Origin of the sequence: Blautia segnis (assembly GCF_014287535.1) — a bacterium.
Classification (GTDB): Bacteria; Bacillota; Clostridia; order Lachnospirales; family Lachnospiraceae; genus Blautia_A; species Blautia_A acetigignens.
Genome location: NZ_JACOOT010000003.1, coordinates 14190 through 30449, shown reverse-complemented (window position 1 = coordinate 30449; position 16260 = coordinate 14190). Strand labels below are relative to the sequence as shown.

Annotated in this window: 15 protein-coding genes; 2 read left to right on the top strand and 13 right to left on the bottom strand. The window is 48.1% G+C overall.

Annotation, left to right across the window (positions count from 1 at the left end; genetic code table 11):
* From pknB to H8S54_RS00815, 10 genes are all read right to left on the bottom strand, one after another.
* Positions 1 to 2268: a Stk1 family PASTA domain-containing Ser/Thr kinase gene (gene pknB, locus H8S54_RS00860; RefSeq protein WP_117850840.1), complete on the bottom strand. Its 2268-nt coding sequence runs from the start codon at positions 2266 to 2268 to the stop codon at positions 1 to 3.
* Complete coding sequence (locus H8S54_RS00855; protein ID WP_186900705.1) at positions 2262 to 3008, bottom strand: Stp1/IreP family PP2C-type Ser/Thr phosphatase; 747 nt, start codon at positions 3006 to 3008, stop codon at positions 2262 to 2264. The genes pknB and H8S54_RS00855 overlap by 7 nt, the downstream gene beginning before the upstream one ends.
* Positions 3009 to 3034: 26 nt before the next feature.
* Positions 3035 to 4075 (bottom strand): 23S rRNA (adenine(2503)-C(2))-methyltransferase RlmN, encoded by a 1041-nt coding sequence (rlmN, locus tag H8S54_RS00850; RefSeq protein WP_021926888.1) that lies wholly within the window; start codon positions 4073 to 4075, stop codon positions 3035 to 3037.
* Positions 4076 to 4086: 11 nt separating this feature from the next.
* Positions 4087 to 5436, bottom strand: a complete 1350-nt coding sequence (gene rsmB, locus H8S54_RS00845) for a 16S rRNA (cytosine(967)-C(5))-methyltransferase RsmB (protein WP_117850843.1) — start codon at positions 5434 to 5436, stop codon at positions 4087 to 4089.
* The gene (locus H8S54_RS00840; RefSeq protein WP_117850846.1) at positions 5429 to 6142 is read right to left on the bottom strand and encodes a zinc metallopeptidase; all 714 of its coding nucleotides are present in this window, start codon (positions 6140 to 6142) and stop codon (positions 5429 to 5431) included. Before H8S54_RS00840 ends, rsmB begins: the two co-directional genes overlap by 8 nt.
* A gap of 4 nt (positions 6143 to 6146) precedes the next feature.
* The gene (gene fmt, locus H8S54_RS00835) at positions 6147 to 7097 is read right to left on the bottom strand and encodes a methionyl-tRNA formyltransferase (protein WP_117850848.1); all 951 of its coding nucleotides are present in this window, start codon (positions 7095 to 7097) and stop codon (positions 6147 to 6149) included.
* A complete protein-coding gene (gene def / locus H8S54_RS00830; protein WP_021926892.1) occupies positions 7098 to 7580 on the bottom strand; it encodes a peptide deformylase in 483 nt (160 codons plus the stop codon). It lies immediately after the preceding gene.
* A 19-nt stretch (positions 7581 to 7599) separates the two neighbouring features.
* A complete protein-coding gene (gene priA, locus H8S54_RS00825) occupies positions 7600 to 9828 on the bottom strand; it encodes a replication restart helicase PriA (RefSeq protein ID WP_186900704.1) in 2229 nt (742 codons plus the stop codon).
* A 3-nt stretch (positions 9829 to 9831) separates the two neighbouring features.
* Positions 9832 to 11289 (bottom strand): UDP-N-acetylmuramoyl-L-alanyl-D-glutamate--2,6-diaminopimelate ligase, encoded by a 1458-nt coding sequence (locus H8S54_RS00820; protein ID WP_186900703.1) that lies wholly within the window; start codon positions 11287 to 11289, stop codon positions 9832 to 9834.
* Positions 11290 to 11351: 62 nt separating this feature from the next.
* Positions 11352 to 13064 carry a DUF7507 domain-containing protein gene (locus tag H8S54_RS00815; RefSeq protein ID WP_186900702.1) on the bottom strand — a complete coding sequence of 571 codons (1713 nt, stop codon included), beginning with the start codon at positions 13062 to 13064 and terminating at the stop codon, positions 11352 to 11354.
* A gap of 448 nt (positions 13065 to 13512) precedes the next feature.
* Between H8S54_RS00815 and arcC the strand changes: the two genes are divergently transcribed.
* Positions 13513 to 14445: a carbamate kinase gene (arcC, locus tag H8S54_RS00810; protein WP_021926896.1), complete on the top strand. Its 933-nt coding sequence runs from the start codon at positions 13513 to 13515 to the stop codon at positions 14443 to 14445.
* 107 nt (positions 14446 to 14552) lie between these two features.
* Here arcC and H8S54_RS00805 read toward each other — a convergent pair whose 3' ends face one another.
* The 3 genes from H8S54_RS00805 to H8S54_RS18720 form a co-directional block, all read right to left on the bottom strand.
* Positions 14553 to 15005, bottom strand: a complete 453-nt coding sequence (locus H8S54_RS00805) for a hypothetical protein (protein ID WP_186900701.1) — start codon at positions 15003 to 15005, stop codon at positions 14553 to 14555.
* A gap of 101 nt (positions 15006 to 15106) precedes the next feature.
* Positions 15107 to 15925: a hypothetical protein gene (locus H8S54_RS00800; RefSeq protein ID WP_173765887.1), complete on the bottom strand. Its 819-nt coding sequence runs from the start codon at positions 15923 to 15925 to the stop codon at positions 15107 to 15109.
* Between the two features lie 104 nt (positions 15926 to 16029).
* Entirely contained in the window at positions 16030 to 16113 is an 84-nt protein-coding gene (locus H8S54_RS18720; RefSeq protein ID WP_334298034.1) for a DUF6783 domain-containing protein, read from the bottom strand.
* Between H8S54_RS18720 and H8S54_RS18715 the strand changes: the two genes are divergently transcribed.
* Positions 16090 to 16143, top strand: a complete 54-nt coding sequence (locus H8S54_RS18715; RefSeq protein ID WP_306557327.1) for a DUF6783 domain-containing protein — start codon at positions 16090 to 16092, stop codon at positions 16141 to 16143. The two genes, H8S54_RS18720 and H8S54_RS18715, sit on opposite strands and share 24 nt — an antisense overlap.
* The last annotated feature ends 117 nt before the right edge of the window (positions 16144 to 16260 follow it).

Below are 16260 nucleotides of genomic sequence, written 5' to 3'. Positions count from 1 at the left end.
TTACTCTGCTTTCTCAAAAGTAAGCGGATAATGTCCAAGTTCCTGGTAGCTTCCGTCTGACTGCTGTTCGGACAGATATAAGGTACCCTCAGCCACACCAGGTGCTCCAATGATGTCCAGCTGATACGGGAAAGTCAGCTGCTGTCCGTCTACTACAGTGCTTGCAGTGGGAACTCCGCTCACTTCCTGAACCAGTTCCAGTCTGACAAGACCGCCTGTGTATCCGGTAGGTGTGTTCAGTCTCTGAGTGCATTTCCAGATTTCACCGTTTGCAACAGCGGCTGCAGCAGCGTCGGAAGAGCTCTGTGTCTGAGTTGTATCTTCTGTGCTCTCTGCGGCAGAAGTATCCTGTGTACCACTGCTTACGGTAATGGTAATGGTATCTGTGTCAGGATTTCCGTAAACCGGATCATCATCTGTGAATCCGATCGGATCCTGGGAAATAACGGTTCCTTCTGCAACATCTGTGCTTACCTGTGTCTCCACATTGATATTAAGGAATTTGCCAAGCTTGGCAATTGCTTCATTTTTCTCAAGTCCGGTTACATCCGGTACCTGTACGCTGTCGCCATAGTCAATACCGCGGCTGATGGTAAGGGTAACCGTATCCCCGGCCTTCACAGTCGTGCCGGCTGTCGGCTCTGTATCCAGTACGCATCCGATATCCACAGAAGAGGTATCATCCGGGTAGATCTTATTGATCTGAACATTCACGCCCTGGCTCTCCAGAGTTTCCTGTGCGGCAGCAGCATTCTGGCCAAACAGATCCGGTACTGTAATTTCTTCTGAACCTTTACTTACATAATAATTGACTGTTGAATTCTTCTCTACTCTGGTACCCTCTACAGGATCCTGGGAAGAAATATTGCCTTTGGCCTGAGTGGAAGCTTCCTCACCCTTGTAGCTCATTCCGATATTCAGGGATGCAAGGAGTTCCTGAGCCTCAGCCTCTGTCTTGCCAACCAGATCCGGTACTGGTACCAGTCCGTCATCTGTGTTATCCTGCTGTGTGGTCTGCTCCTGCTGGTCTGCTTCAGTATTTGCCTTGCCGCCTCCGATCAGGCCGGTGGCCTTTCCTGCTACAACGATCACAGCAATGAGAACAGCTGCGCCTGCGATCAGTGCCACAATACTTCCTGCTACGCTGACGCCTCTTTTCTTTTTCTTAAGGCGGCGCTCTCTGTCATCTCTGTCATCTCTGTCCCTTTCTCTGTCCCTTTCTCTGTCACGGTCCCTGCTGCTTCTGCTGCGGGAACGGCTGGTTCTGTCTTCGTCCTCATCCGGATCGTAATCATCATAGTTGGTCTCATTAAGTTCCTTCTCAAGAGCCTCAATGTCAGCCTTTATGGACTGCTTCGGGGTATGCTTGATCTCCCCAAGCTCCTCGTCAGAGATTACCACCGTCTTGGCATCTGTATCTACAGAAGTCAGCTTCACAAAATCCCCCTGCGGGTCGATCAGGGAATGCTTCAGGTCTGCGATCACATCCTCCATCTTGTTGTATCTGCGGTCCACACTCTTCTGGGTACATTTCAAAATGATCTGCTCCAAGCTGTACGGAAGATCCGGCGCATAGAGGCTGGGCGGAACCATTTCCTCCTGAAGATGCTTGATGGCAATGGCAACTGTGGTATCCCCGTCAAAGGGAACCCTGCCTGTTACCATCTCATATAAGGTAATACCCAATGAATAGATATCACTCTTCTCATCGCTGTAACCGCCTCGTACCTGCTCCGGTGAACTGTAATGTACAGATCCCATCACATTGGAGCTGATGGTATTGGAGGATGCGGCTCTGGCAATACCAAAGTCTGTTACCTTTACTTTACCGTCTGTAGAAATAATAATGTTCTGCGGCTTCACATCACGGTGTACAATTCCGTGGCTGTGTGCAGCCTCCAGTCCCATGGATACCTGAATGGCAATACTGGTTGCTTCCTTTACGGAAAGCTTGCCTTTCTTGGAAATATACTCCTTCAGGGTAATTCCCTCGATCAGTTCCATTACAATGTAATAAACGCCCTCATCATCTCCTACGTCAAATACATTGACGATATTGGGATGCGTCAGTCCTGCTGCTGCCTGCGCCTCACTTCTGAATTTCTTTACAAAAGTTGCATCTTCCCGGAATTCCGGCTTCAGAACCTTAACTGCCACAAAGCGGTTCAGTTTATGGTCCATTGCCTTATATACGTCCGCCATTCCGCCGGTACCGATTTTGCTTACAATTTCATAGCGCTCAGCTATGATCATACCTGTCTTTAACATGTTTCCACCTCATTCGTGAATGGTTCTACCAATACTATTGCAATGTTGTCTTTGCCGCCGTTGTTGTTGGCCTCCCGGATCAGGGTCTCCCCTTTCCAGTTAATGTCTTCATCGGAATTCAATATGATCTCTTCCATCTTGGAATCCTCAACCATATTGGAAAGACCGTCCGAGCACATCAGAATCGTACTTCCCGGCTCCAGACGCATGTCAAAGAAATCTACATCTACGGTTTTCTCTGCACCAAGCGCTCTGGTGATAATATTCTTATCCGGATGATTCCGTGCCTCCTCGGCTGTAATTTCACCCATTCTTACCATTTCCTGTACCAGCGAATGATCTCTGGTAACCTGTCTCAGTTGTTTGTCTACCACATACAGTCTGCTGTCTCCCACATTGGCCACATAGGCATACTGGCCAACAATGGTGGCTACCACCATGGTGGTGCCCATTCCACGAAGTTTCTCGTCTTTTTGTGCCTGTTCTATAATTTCTGTGTTAGCAGTCTCGATGGCATGGCGGATCACCTTTACTGGATTGTAATCCGTATCTTCCCTGATTTCATCTACCAGTATCCTGACAGCGTGAGAGGAAGCGTAATCACCTGCGTTGTGCCCTCCCATTCCATCAGCAACAGCAAAGAGGTTCGGGAGATTTCCAACCGGGGTCTGGGAAGCGAACACATAATCCTGGTTCATCTTCCGCTTCATTCCGATATTCGTAGCTGAATATACCCTCATGTCACTTCTCGCTTTCTGCTTCTTGGTTACTGCTGATCGTAACCTTTTTCCATATAACTCTTTCTCAATTGTCCACAGGCACCGTCTATATCACTGCCCATTTCCCTTCTAATAGTAACATTAATTCCGCATTTTTCAAGTTTTATTTTAAAATTCTCCACAGCCTGATGGGTGGAACGCCTGTAAGAACGCTCTTTGATCGGGTTCACAGGAATCAGATTTACATGACAGTTAATGTCATGGATCCGGCTGCTTAGCTCTTTTGCGTCCTCATCACTGTCATTAACACCAGCCACAAGACTGTATTCAAAGGTGATTCTCCTGCCTGTTTCCTGGAAATAATTCCGGCATGCATCCAGGACCTCATCCATACTGTAGCGGTTGGCAATGGGCATCAGCTCACGCCTTTTCTCATCATTCGGAGCATGCAGGGATAACGCAAGGGTAATCTGCAGCTTTTCCTTTGCAAGCTCATAGATTTTCGGAACAATCCCGCAGGTCGATACGGTTATATTCCTCTGGCTGATATTAAGACCGCCTTCCTCGGAAAGCAGATGTACAAAACGTACAATGTTATCATAGTTATCCATCGGTTCGCCGGTTCCCATCACCACTACATTGGATACACGCTCGCCGGTAATGCTCTGGATCCGGTAGATCTGGTCCAGCATCTCGGAAGGAAGCAGGTTTCTGGTCCAGCCTCCAATGGTAGAGGCGCAGAAACGGCATCCCATTTTGCAGCCCACCTGGGAGGAAATGCACACAGAGTTCCCATGTTTATAACGCATGAGAACGCTCTCGATCACATTTCCATCAGAAAGACGAAACAGATATTTCCTTGTGCCGTCAATGGCGGAAATCTGCTCGTCCACCATTTCCAGGGCCGTGATGGGATATTCCTTCAGTTTTTCTTTTAATTTTCCCGGGATATTTCCCATTTCTTCATAGGAAGTTACCAGGTGTTCATGAAGCCAGCTGTAGATCTGTTTGGCACGAAAAGGCTTTTCTCCAACCTGTACCATCAGATCCTTCAGTTCTTCTTTATTCATGGACTTAATGTCTGTCATAATTTCGTTTCCTATTTTCTTCTGAATTTTGCAATAAAAAATCCATCTGTCTTATGTACGCCTGGAAGCAGCTGCAGATATCCAAGAGCCGTTGTCTCAGAATGCAGTTCCTCTGGAAGATAAGGATCCAGGCTTTCCAGCTTAAACGGATAATTCTGCAAAAACCACATCATATTCTCTTCGTTTTCTTCTTTTGCAATGGTGCAGGTACTGAAGATCAGTTCTCCTCTTGGCTTCACATAGTTGGCTGCACGGTCCAGAATGGTTCTCTGCAGGATTACGATTTCCTCCTGTTTCTGAGGAGTTACCCGGTATTTGATCTCCGGTTTCTTGCCGATGACGCCATAGCCGGAGCAGGGAACATCTGCGATCACAATGTCTGCCAGCAGCTCTGACTCCTGATCAAACACGGTGGCATCCTGTACCTTTGCCTGCACATTGATGGAGTTGGTTCTCTGAATATTCTCCTCGATCAGGTTCACCTTGTACTGGCTCACATCCCTGGCATCCACAGTTCCGTAGCCTTCCATTTTGTCACCCATGTGAAGGCTTTTGCCTCCCGGTGCCGCGCACACATCAATCACATAATCCCCCTTCTTAGGGTTTGCCACCTCTGCAACCAGCATGGAGCTTACGTCCTGCACTACAATCTGTCCTTTAATGAAGGCATCCAATGCAAGAATATGGTTGAAACCGGAGATTCCATATGCATAAGGAAGATAAGGGGCAGGCGTTACCTCTACGCCCTGATTTTCCAGGCTCTTCACAATTTCTTCTTTGGAATTCAGATAGGTGCGGCAGCGGATGGTAAGAGGCCGCTCGGTAAGAAAATCAGCCAGGATCTTTTCTGTAATTTCCTCTCCATATGCATCCAGCCATCTTGTTACCAGATTCTCCGGCATGGAATACTTCACGGAAAGATATTTCAGAAGATCTTCTTCCTTCTTCGGGAAGCTGACCTTGTCCATTTCCCTTGCAATGGTGCGAAGCACACCGTTTACAAAAGGCTTCAGGTTATAAAAGCCCTTGCGCTGTGCCAGCTTCACAGCTTCATTGCACACTGCGCTGTCCGGCACGCTGTCCATATATTTCAGCTGGTATACCGCACTTCTTAAGATTTCCCGAATGGCAGGCTTCATCTTATCCACAGTCACCTTGGAAAAAGAATTGATAATATAGTCGATCTGGATCCGATATTCTAAGGTTCCCTCGCAGACCCGGGTAATAAATGCCCGGTCCTGCTTGGGAAGAAACTGGTATTTAGAAAGGGCATTTCGGATCGCCACATGGCTGTGCTCGCCCTCTTCAATTTCAAGTAATATTTCCAGGATCATTTCCCTGGAATTGATTCCGTTAATCATCCCGTCTTCTACCTCCGGAAAGTATGATCAGTCTCAAAAGCTGCAAAATGGAGGAAGCCAGCGCTGCTACATAAGTCAGGGCTGCTGCGGTAAGCACCTTTTTGGCACCTGCATTTTCCTCGTGACTTAGAATTCCGGTACTTTCCAGCATTTTTAAGGCTCTTGAGGAAGCATTAAACTCCACCGGAAGGGTCACAAGCTGGAACAGCACTGCCAGTGAAAACAGCACGATTCCGGCTGTGGTAAGAGCCGGAATGGAAAGGATCAGTCCCAGAAGAAAGATCGGCCAGGAAAGGGAAGATCCGATATTTGCCACTGGTACAATGGCAGAGCGGATATTCAGCGGTGCATAATTCACATTGTGCTGGATGGCGTGTCCGCACTCATGGGCGGCCACACACACAGCAGCCACAGAAGTTCTTCCGTATACATCTTGGGAAAGTGCCAGCTTCTTTGTTCTTGGATCATAGTGATCCGTGAGGCTTCCTGCAATGGGAACCACTGTCACATCATAGATTCCAGCAGCATTCAGGATTCTCTGGGCCGTCTGGGCTCCGGTAAGTCCGCTGTGGCTTCTTACCTGTTGGTAGCGGGCAAACGTGCTTTTCATTTTTCCGGAAGCTGCCAGCGCCAGGATCATTCCGATAATCAGCAAAACATAGGTAGGATCAAAATAAAATCCATAAGGATATCCATATCCGTACATACGATCACTCCTTTTTATCTGCGAATCTGTTTCCGGCTTCTATGCGGCATCCGCGAAGGAATGCATCTGCATCCATTCGTTTCTTTCCTTCCAACTGAACCTGGGAAAGCACCAGAACGCCCTCGCCGCAGGCCACATAAATTCCTTTTTTGTCTGCTTTTACAACGGTTCCAGGTTCTGCCTGGTTAAGATCGTCACTCTCTGCCACAAAGCTCTCCCATACCTTTAATGTTTTTCCATTATAGAAGGTAAAGGCACTTGGCCATGGATTCAGGCCTCGCACAAGTCTTTCCAGTTCTGCGGCAGATTTGGAGAAATCCATCAATCCCATCTGCTTGGTGATCATGCCTGCATATGGAGTCGGGCTTTCTTCCGGCTGCTTCTCGTAAACGGCTGTGCCGTCAAAAATATGAGGCAAAGTCGCAATAAGAAGCTTTGCGCCTGCTTCTGCCAGCTTGTCAAACAGGCTTCCGCCAGTCTCATCTGCAGCAAGGGGTACTATGATCTTGGAAATCATATCTCCTGTATCAAGACCGGCTCCCATTTGCATGATCGTTACGCCGGATTCTTTTTCCCCGTCAATCACCGCCTGCTGGATTGGCGCTGCACCGCGGTATTTGGGAAGCAGGGAGGCATGGATGTTGATGCATCCGTACTTTGGCAGTTCCAGAATGCTCTTCGGAATGATCTGTCCGAATGCTGCTACCACAATAATATCCGGCTCCAGTCCCTCCAGAACCTCCTGAAATTCCGGATCCCGTACTTTCACCGGCTGAAAAACAGGAAATCCATGCTTCATTGCCTCTTCCTTTACAGGTGTTGGCAGCATGGTCTTTCCTCTGCCCTTTGGCTTGTCAGGCTGTGTGACAACGCCCACAACTTCATATCCGGCTTCTGCCAGGGCATGAAGAGGATTCACCGCAAAATCCGGTGTTCCCATATAAACAATTCTCATTTAATCTTCTTCCTCCTCGTTATCATAGCTTACATGATGGAGCTCGCCTTCAACCAGACGGGTGTACATTTTTCCATCCAGATGATCGATCTCATGACAGAAAGCTCTTGCAAGAAGTCCTTCTCCTTCGTATTCCTGCTCCTTCATATCCATATCAAGCGCTTTCACCTTCACATAGTTGGGGCGGGTAACCTGGCCGGACATTCCCGGAACGCTTAAACAGCCTTCCTCACCAGTCTGCTCACCGGAAGTCATAAGAATCTCCGGATTTACAAGAACCAGCGGGCCGTCTCCGATATCGATCACTACGATTCTTTTTAATACACCTACCTGAGGGGCTGCAAGACCTACACCGCAGGCATCGTACATGGTCTCCAGCATGTCTCCTACCAGATCCTTGGTACGCTTGTCAATTTTCTCTACAGGTCTGCAGACTTTCTCCAAAACGGAATCTCCCTCTGTTCTGATTGTTCTAAGTGCCATCTTATTTAATCTCCTTTTTCTATAAAAAATCAAACTGTATATTTACCTTCCTGAAGCCGGAATTAATTTCAATATATTCCTCCAGCCTGTCCTTGATCCGCACAAGCAGGTCATAATTCTCATGCTTCAGATAGATTACTCTTCTGTATATGTCTTTTACTTTTCCCACAGGTGCCGGGGCAGGGCCGATCACATGCAGTGCTTTTCCAGAGTGAAGCTTGTCCACAAACAGCCTGAGATAATGCATGGCTGCCTCCAGCACAGCCTCATCCTCCGACGCTCCAAGCACTGCCATCATATGGGCAGAGGGCGGATAATCCATAAGGATCCGGTATCCCATCTCCTCCTCATAGAACTCCTCGTAGTCCTGCCTGGACGCTGTCTGGATGCTGTAATGATCCGGGCTGTAAGTCTGGATCAGGGCGTGCCCCTCTTTTTTGCCTCTTCCGGAACGTCCTACTGCCTGAGTCAGAAGCTGGAAGGTGCGCTCCCCGCTGCGGTAATCGTCTGCATTCAGGGAAAGATCCGCCGCGATCACGCCGACTAAAGTCACATCTGGAAAATCATGTCCCTTGACGATCATCTGGGTTCCAATGAGGATGTCTGCCCTGTGCTGGGAAAAAGCTTCCAGGATTTCCTCATAACTGCCCTTGGCCCGTGTGGTGTCATAATCCATGCGAAGGACTCTCGCCTCTGGAAATTCTTTTTCCACCACCTGTTGGATCTGCTGGGTTCCTGCTTTGAATCCTCCTATATAAGGGGAGGAACAGACCGGACATCTGTCCGGCTTAGCGGTCTCATAGCCGCAGTAATGACAAATCAGCTTTCTTCCATTATGCTCACTTAAGGACACGTCGCAGTGGGGACATTTCATCACATGGCCGCAGGAACGGCAGGACACAAAGCCTGCATAACCCCGGCGGTTGAGAAACAGCATGGCCTGTTCTCCTTTTGCAAGGCACTGGCCAAGGGCTCCTTTCAGCTCCATGCTAAGAGCGGAGCGGTTGCCTTTTTTTAATTGTTCCCGCATATCCACAATTGATACCTGGGGAAGAGGCCGCTCTTCATATCTGGCCTCCAGTTTCACCAGGGCATATTCCCCTGTGCCGGCGCGGTAATAAGCTTCCATCGATGGAGTGGCAGAACCAAGTATCACATTTGCCCCTTCCATTTTCGCCCTGTATATGGCAGTTTCCCGTGCATGATACCTGGGACTGTTCTCACTTTTATAGGAGGATTCATGTTCCTCGTCAATAATGATCAGCCCTAAGTTCCCAAAGGGGGTAAAAAGTGCAGAACGGGGACCTACCATTACCTGGAGTTCCCCCTGCTTTGCTCTTTTGAACTGGTCGTAGCGCTCCCCCTGGGAAAGCCTGGAATTGATCACAGATACCTTATCACCAAATCGCCCGTAAAAACGTCTCACAGTCTGATAAGTAAGGGCTATCTCCGGAATCAGTACAATGGCCTGTCTGCCCTGCCGGATCACCTGGTCGATCAGTTCCATATAGACCTGAGTCTTGCCGCTTCCGGTAACACCGTGAAGCAGAACCGGGCGGGGTGCTGGCTTTTGCCACTCTGCAAGAATCTGTTCTACTGCCTTTTTCTGCGGATCACTTAAGGTATCCGGTGCCAGGTGAGGAATCTTCTCAGCGTCGTAAACCGCATTTCGGTAAATCTGGTCAGATTCCACAGTGACAACCTTGTTTTCCGTAAAATACTTCAGAACTGAAACGGTAGTTCCAAGTTCCTTCAGTGCCAGGGATGCTTCGATTCTGCCTCCGTTTTCCCCAAGCAATGCCTCAAGGAGACGGATCCTTGCCTTGAACCGGGTTTTCTTTAGCTCTTCCAGAAGCTTTTCCCCCTCTTCCCTGGAAATGGAAAGGGTTATCCACCGTTTTTCCTGGGCTTTCACCTTTTTCTGAATGGGAAGTACGGTTTTTAGCGCCTGGATCATGGTGGAACCGTAATGCTCCTTCATCCATCCCGCAAGAGCAATCAGACGGGATTCAATGGTCTCCTGGTCATTCTCAATGCTTACAATGGATTTGATACAGCTTCCGTCTACTTTAAGCTTGCTGGAAAGCCCCACCACATATCCCTTTCGTACATGGTTCCCCCGGCCGAAAGGAATCTGCACCACCATTCCCACCTGAATCTGTTCCTCCAACTGCTGGGGAACCAGATACTGAAAGCTTTTGTCCAGCTTTTCATGGGAAATATCTACAATAATATCTGCATAGGTCATGTTTTATTTTCCGGCAAGGATATCTGCGATCAGCACACGCTCATCCATTGGATATTTCTTGCCTTTGATTTCCTGGTAATCCTCGTGGCCCTTGCCTGCAAGAACTACGATGTCTCCTGGCTCGCCGTGATGGATGGCATATGCGATTGCTTCCTTGCGGTCCGGAATCTCCACATATTTGCCCTCTGTCTTGGCCATTCCTACCTTGATATCATCAATGATCGCCTGCGGCTCCTCATCTCTTGGGTTATCGGAAGTGATAATGGTCAGGTCTGCCAGACGTCCAGAAACCTCGCCCATCTCATAGCGGCGAAGCTTGGAACGGTTGCCGCCGCAGCCAAACAGGCACACCAGTCTGTGGGGATGGTACTCCCGAAGGGTGGTAAGAAGGCTCTCTAGAGCCATTGCATTGTGTGCATAATCGATCATCAGGGTAAACTCATCGGACACCTTCACTATCTCAATACGGCCTTTTACTTTGGCTACCTTCAGGGCTTTCAGAATATTCTCTTTGGAAACCTTGAAATGACGGCAGATTGCAATGGCTGTCAGGGAATTGTAGATGCTGAATTTACCTGGAATGTCAATTTCCACAGGGAAATCCATAAGTCCCTTCAGATGGTAGGAAATTCCAAGATATCCCTTGCCGCCAACCAGCTTGGCGTCCTCTGCGCGAAGGTCTGCTTTCTCTGAAAATCCGTATGTCTCCAATGTGCAGGTATGTCCCTCCACGATCCGGTCAAAGTGCTCATCATCCCGGTTTACGATTCCTACCCGGCACTGCTTCAGAAGCATAGCCTTGCAGGACAGATAGTGATCAAAATCCTTATGCTCATTGGGGCCGATGTGGTCTGGCTCAATGTTGGTGAAAATACCAAAATCAAACACAAAGCCCTGGGTACGGTGAAGCATAAGTCCCTGTGAAGAAACCTCCATTACCACACAGTCACAGCCGGCTTCCACCATTTCGTGGAAATATTCCTGTACCACATAGGATTCCGGTGTGGTATTGGAAGCAGGGATCACCTTATCGCCAATGATCGCCTCGATGGTACCGATCAGGCCAACCTTGTATCCTGCATTTTCCAGAATGGATTTCACCATGTAAGTAGTGGTGGTTTTTCCCTTGGTTCCGGTAATTCCGATTGTCTTTAACTTCTCTGCCGGATGTCCGAACCAGGCTGCAGCAATAAATGCCATGGCATATCTGGTATCTGCTACCTGAATGACGGTAACATCAGATGGTGCAGTGACAGGCTCTTCCACAACCAGAACCTTCGCTCCCTTGGCTACTACATCCGGTACAAATTTATGTCCATCCACAACAGCGCCTCTGATACAGATAAACAGAGAACCTTCTGTCACTTTTCTGGAGTCATAAACAACACCGGTAACTTCCTGCTGGGGATTTCCCTGTACGCAGGTGTATTCTAACTTCTCTAATAAGGATGATAATTTCATTATACATGCCTCCCTATATTTGAACGTACTCTTTTATAGAATAGCACACACCGTAATTGTTTTCAATCTTTCCTGCGAAAAAACATCCGTCTGGCAGCCAGGGCTGAAATCAGAAAAGACACTAAAATCAATGCCTGGAACAGTTCTCTGTGAGAATTATCCCCGGTCTTTGGAGCCTGGCCTTTGCCAGTTCTGCCCGCACCTGAGCTGCCGTTCCCGGATTTTGCCCCAGAGGAAACAGCATCTGAGGTTTTCTTATTTTCTACCCGTATGGAAGTCTGATCCCGAACTGCCTCATCTTCTCCTGTTTCATCCGTAACTACAATGACCTGATTGACCAGATTCTGGTCTTCCAGCTGGTCAGGCAGCACAACTCTAGCTTTTAGATTTACGCATCCTCCCGGTACGATTTCCGGAATTTTCGCCTGGGTTTTCGTTTTGTTCAGGGTCACGCCTTCCTGCTCCAGGAAAGCGGCGGAAACTCCTGCCATTTGGAACCGTTCTGTGGTAATGACGGAATGAAGGGTCTGCTGCCCGGTGTTGTGGACGCTAATCTGATAAGTAACGGTGTCGCCGGGGCGGGCTGTGTCGCAGTCTGCTGTCTTTTTCACGGTAAAAGAGGCCTTTTGGGGCTGTATGAGTACAAGTGCTTCCCCTGTCTGTTCCAGCGAAACAGGATTTTCCGTCTTTGCCAGAACCTTCAGGCGCAGATTTCCCTTTTGCGCGGAAGAGGGATCCGCATAAAAGGAAAGCGTCCGCTCTTCTCCTTCCGCTAAGCTTTGCAAAACTGCATGTGCTCCATCCGTTTCCACTTCCGGTTCTTTTTCCCACACAGGCGTTACTTCCATTTCTTCTGCCTGGGCTTCCAGAGAAAGATCATACAGCGGTACCTGCCCGGTGTTTATCAGCCTGGCATTCATAAAGAGTCTTTCTCCTGCCACCGCATTTTCCTCTTGTGGGCTTATCTCCACGGAAAAATTCGCTATTCCTGCCGGAATTTCCAGAAAATCCGAGGTTGTCTGACAAATGATACGCTGGCTGTCACCTGACTTTTCCACGATATAGACGCCTCCCTGGCACAGGTTTTCCACACCTTTTTCAAGAGGAGCATCCTGGCAGGTGGATACCGCCCTTTTTTCCAGTGGATAACGGTATTCCCTGCGCAAGCTGACTGGAATTTCCAGGATTTTTTCGGTTTCCCCGGGATTTATTTTGTATCGGAAGCCGTAGATGGAAGCGCTTCGTCCGTCCGCAGTCTGTATGGGCATTTCTTCCATCAGACAGCCTTCAGGCAAAGACACAGGCAGGTCTGGCTGAAAATATTCAGACAGCCAGACAACCAGATGGCGGGATTGTATGCCTGAGACTGTTTCGGGTGTGGATTCTGAAGGCAATTCTGATAGAACTTCTGAGGTGTCCTCCAGATTCGAAGCAGGTTCTGACTGGATTTCTGAGATGATGTCTGGTTCGATTTCTGTTGTATCCTTTCCGCCATCAGATTGAAAACCAGCAGCTTTGCCTTCCGGGCTTTCATTGTCCTCATTCCCTTCGTTCCCGGTCCATGACAAATTTCCAAGTCCGTCTGCCCTGACCGAAATTACCGCCTGGAAATTTTCCAGATCCGTCCACCTTGCGCTTTGCGAAACCGTTACAATTCCGCCATCTGCAGCCGCTGCTCCCACAGGCTGTGCCATACAGCCGGAGAAAAGACCTGCTCCGGTCAGCAGGCAGCATCCCAATGCAGCAATTCTTTTCCATATTCTGTTTTTGATCATACACTTCTCCCTTTCTTAAACTAAAAAAATAAAATAAACAGGGTATCCTGCGCCGAACAGGCGCGATAGAACTTCTTCTCCGCAGAACACGGATTTGTGATATGTCCACTTTAACACAAATATTTTCCAATTTCAAACTTTATTTTCATTTCATATTTTTTCGATTTCTTTTAGATTTGCGACACACTTTCCTCACAAATTACAGATATAATAGCTCTCGGATAGATGAAAAACCACTCTCTATCTCCCCCCTCAAAAAATATAGGAAATAAGCCATCCGCACCGCGCGGATGGCTTTTCCTGTTTCTAATCCTTTTCCAATTCCAAAGAAGTTACTGTTCACTCCGTGAACAATAACCCAAAGAATCTATTGCAATTCCCGCCTTTACCTTTTATAATGAATTATATTACATTCTATTATATTCTTGACAGAAACGAGGTATCTCCTATGAGTGAAAAAATCGTAGTAGTTGCATTAGGCCACAGAGCTCTGGGCACAACACTTCCTGAGCAGAAAATTGCTACACAGGCTGCAGCAAAGGCAGTCGCAGATCTTGTTGAAGACGGAGCGAAGGTAGTGATCTCCCACAGCAACGGTCCGCAGATCGGTATGATTCACACTGCAATGAATGAATTTGGAAAAGCCCATCCGGATTACACATTCGCTCCTATGTCCGTATGCTCCGCAATGAGCCAGGGCTACATTGGATACGACCTTCAGAATGCAATCCGTACAGAGTTTATCAAACGCGGTATTTATAAACCTGTTGCCACCGTCCTTACCCAGACTGTCATCGATCCTTATGACGATGCATTCGCAGATCCGGAGAAGATTATCGGACGTGTGCTTACAGAGGAAGAGGCAGAAGCAGAGGAAGAGAAGGGCAATTTCGTTACCAAGCTTCCAGATGGCGGCTACAGACGTATTGTAGCAGCTCCCAAGCCTCAGAAGATCGTTGAGATTGAGACTGTCCGCGCACTTCTCAATGCAGACCAGGTAGTCATCGCAGCAGGCGGCGGCGGAATCCCGGTTCTTGAGCAGGGCATCAACCTTCACGGTGCCAGCGCTATTATTGAGAAGGATCTTGCTGCTGGACTTCTTGCAGAAGAACTGAATGCAGACACACTTCTCATCCTTACCAGCGTAGAGAATGTAAGCCTGAATCTTGGCAAGGCAGATGAGCAGAAGCTTGGTTCCATTTCTGCAGCAGATGCTAAGAAATACATAGAGGAAGATCAGTTTGCTTCCGGCTCCATGCTTCCGAAGATTGAAGCAGGTATCTCCTTCATCGAAAAAGGCGAAGGACGTGCCGCTGTTATCACAGATATGGCTCATGCCAAGGAAGGATATGAAGAGAAAGCTGGAACTATCATTCGATAAGCCACTAAAGCGTGTCCCAAAGGGCTTTCTATTTCGTAGAAACAAAATAAAACCTTGCGTTCATCGTCATTTTCTATTTTTCATGACTATGAACACAAGGTTTTTCCTTACACCCGGTAATGCTGTTTTCTCTTTCCAATCCGGAATTTCCCGTAGAGTCTCCAGATTCCCCACACAATCCCATAACAGATTGCAAACTGTATAGCATACATAATGAAAATCACAGGCGGAGAAATCTTCTGGCTTCTGATCTGTACATCCGCTTTTTCCGCCAGCGCCTCCATTTCTGCCTGGTCGTTTTCATCTGTAAGGGCATACCAGTCGCTTGCCTGCTCCTGTTCGTCGCAGATCATCACCACGTAAGAGCCGTTGATGCATTCGATTTGATTGATCAGTTCCTGGCTGGCATAATCTTCCAGTTCCTTCATGGTCACGGTCTTGGACGGATGCATGGAATTCCAGGAAATACAGGTGAACACAGCCGCGATCACAAGGATCGTACCTGCCACCAGCATCCATTTTTTCCTGCGTCCTGATTTTGTTTCTTTTTCTTCTGTCATTTCCTGGTTGTATCCTTTCTTCTGGTGAGTCTCTTACGGCAAAAACCTCCTGCCAATATGCTGCCTATCCTGCTTCACAATCAATACCTGCATCCATCCTGTTAATTTTCATGCAAGGTCAGCCGCAGGGCAGCATCCTGGGGATCTGCACTGACCACATGTATCATGTCACCCTCATTTAAGGTAATCTTACACTCTTCATCTTCTGCTACAGACATTCTTCCGTTTTCGCCATCTTTTCCCTGGATGGCAAAATATAGAACACCTTTATCACAGGATGCTGTATAATAACCAGCCTCAATTCCTCCGCCGACTACCAGAGTATCTCCTGCGTGCATTTCATAGGCTTCTCCGAACATCTCACTGAAAGAATCCCCGAACTCCTGCATAAAACCTTCCTGGATCCCATCTCTCAGCCCAGGCACCACAGAACAGATCACAATGATCATGATCAGCCAGCCAAGCCAGCTGTTTTTCTTCTTAGCAGATGCTTTTGTATGAGTACCGCTTTTGCCTCCTGCGCTATAGTTCTTGGCATATGTACTGTTTGCGGTCTGTTTCTGTCCATAGGAATTTCCCATATTCGGTCTGCTGGCATTCGCAGAATATCCGCCAGGCTTATTCGCCGCAGTTTGCTTATAGCCGTTCCCCGCCGCTTTATTTCCACTGGCATTCTTTTTTGCTGCCGCCGTCTGTGCACATGCCTTATAGGTTCCTGCGCTTCCCGGCTTCTTATCCCCCAGCGGGATTTCCTCCTGGCGCATCATAGCACGCGCCCTGCTGGTGGCATGGCGGTAATGATCGCTTCTGTTCTCATTCAGATGATACAGCGTCTCATCATTTCGATAAGGCATTCCGCACAGCTTGCATCTGCCGTTTACAACAGGTCCGTCACAGACCTGACACCGTTTTCTCTCCATAAAAAACCTCCCGTATCCTGCAAATTCCCCGGACAACTTTTCTTTATTGTATCTTTTTTATATATTTCTTGCAAGGTGTAAATTGCCAACTGGGAAAATACCTGTTATAATAAACCAAGATTAGAGCATGTTTGAAAAAGGCTTTCTGCAAGATGTGCGTCACAATTTGTGGGAGATTTTGTCCGGATGAGGGCGCCGTAGCGGGCTACGGCAACTGAATTCGGGCAAAATCTCCCGCAAAGTGGGGGGGTGCAGATTGCAGGAATGATTTTGGGGGCAGGCTCTAGAGCCTGTCTGCAACTCAGACATGCTCCACCAACATCAACAAGGAGGAT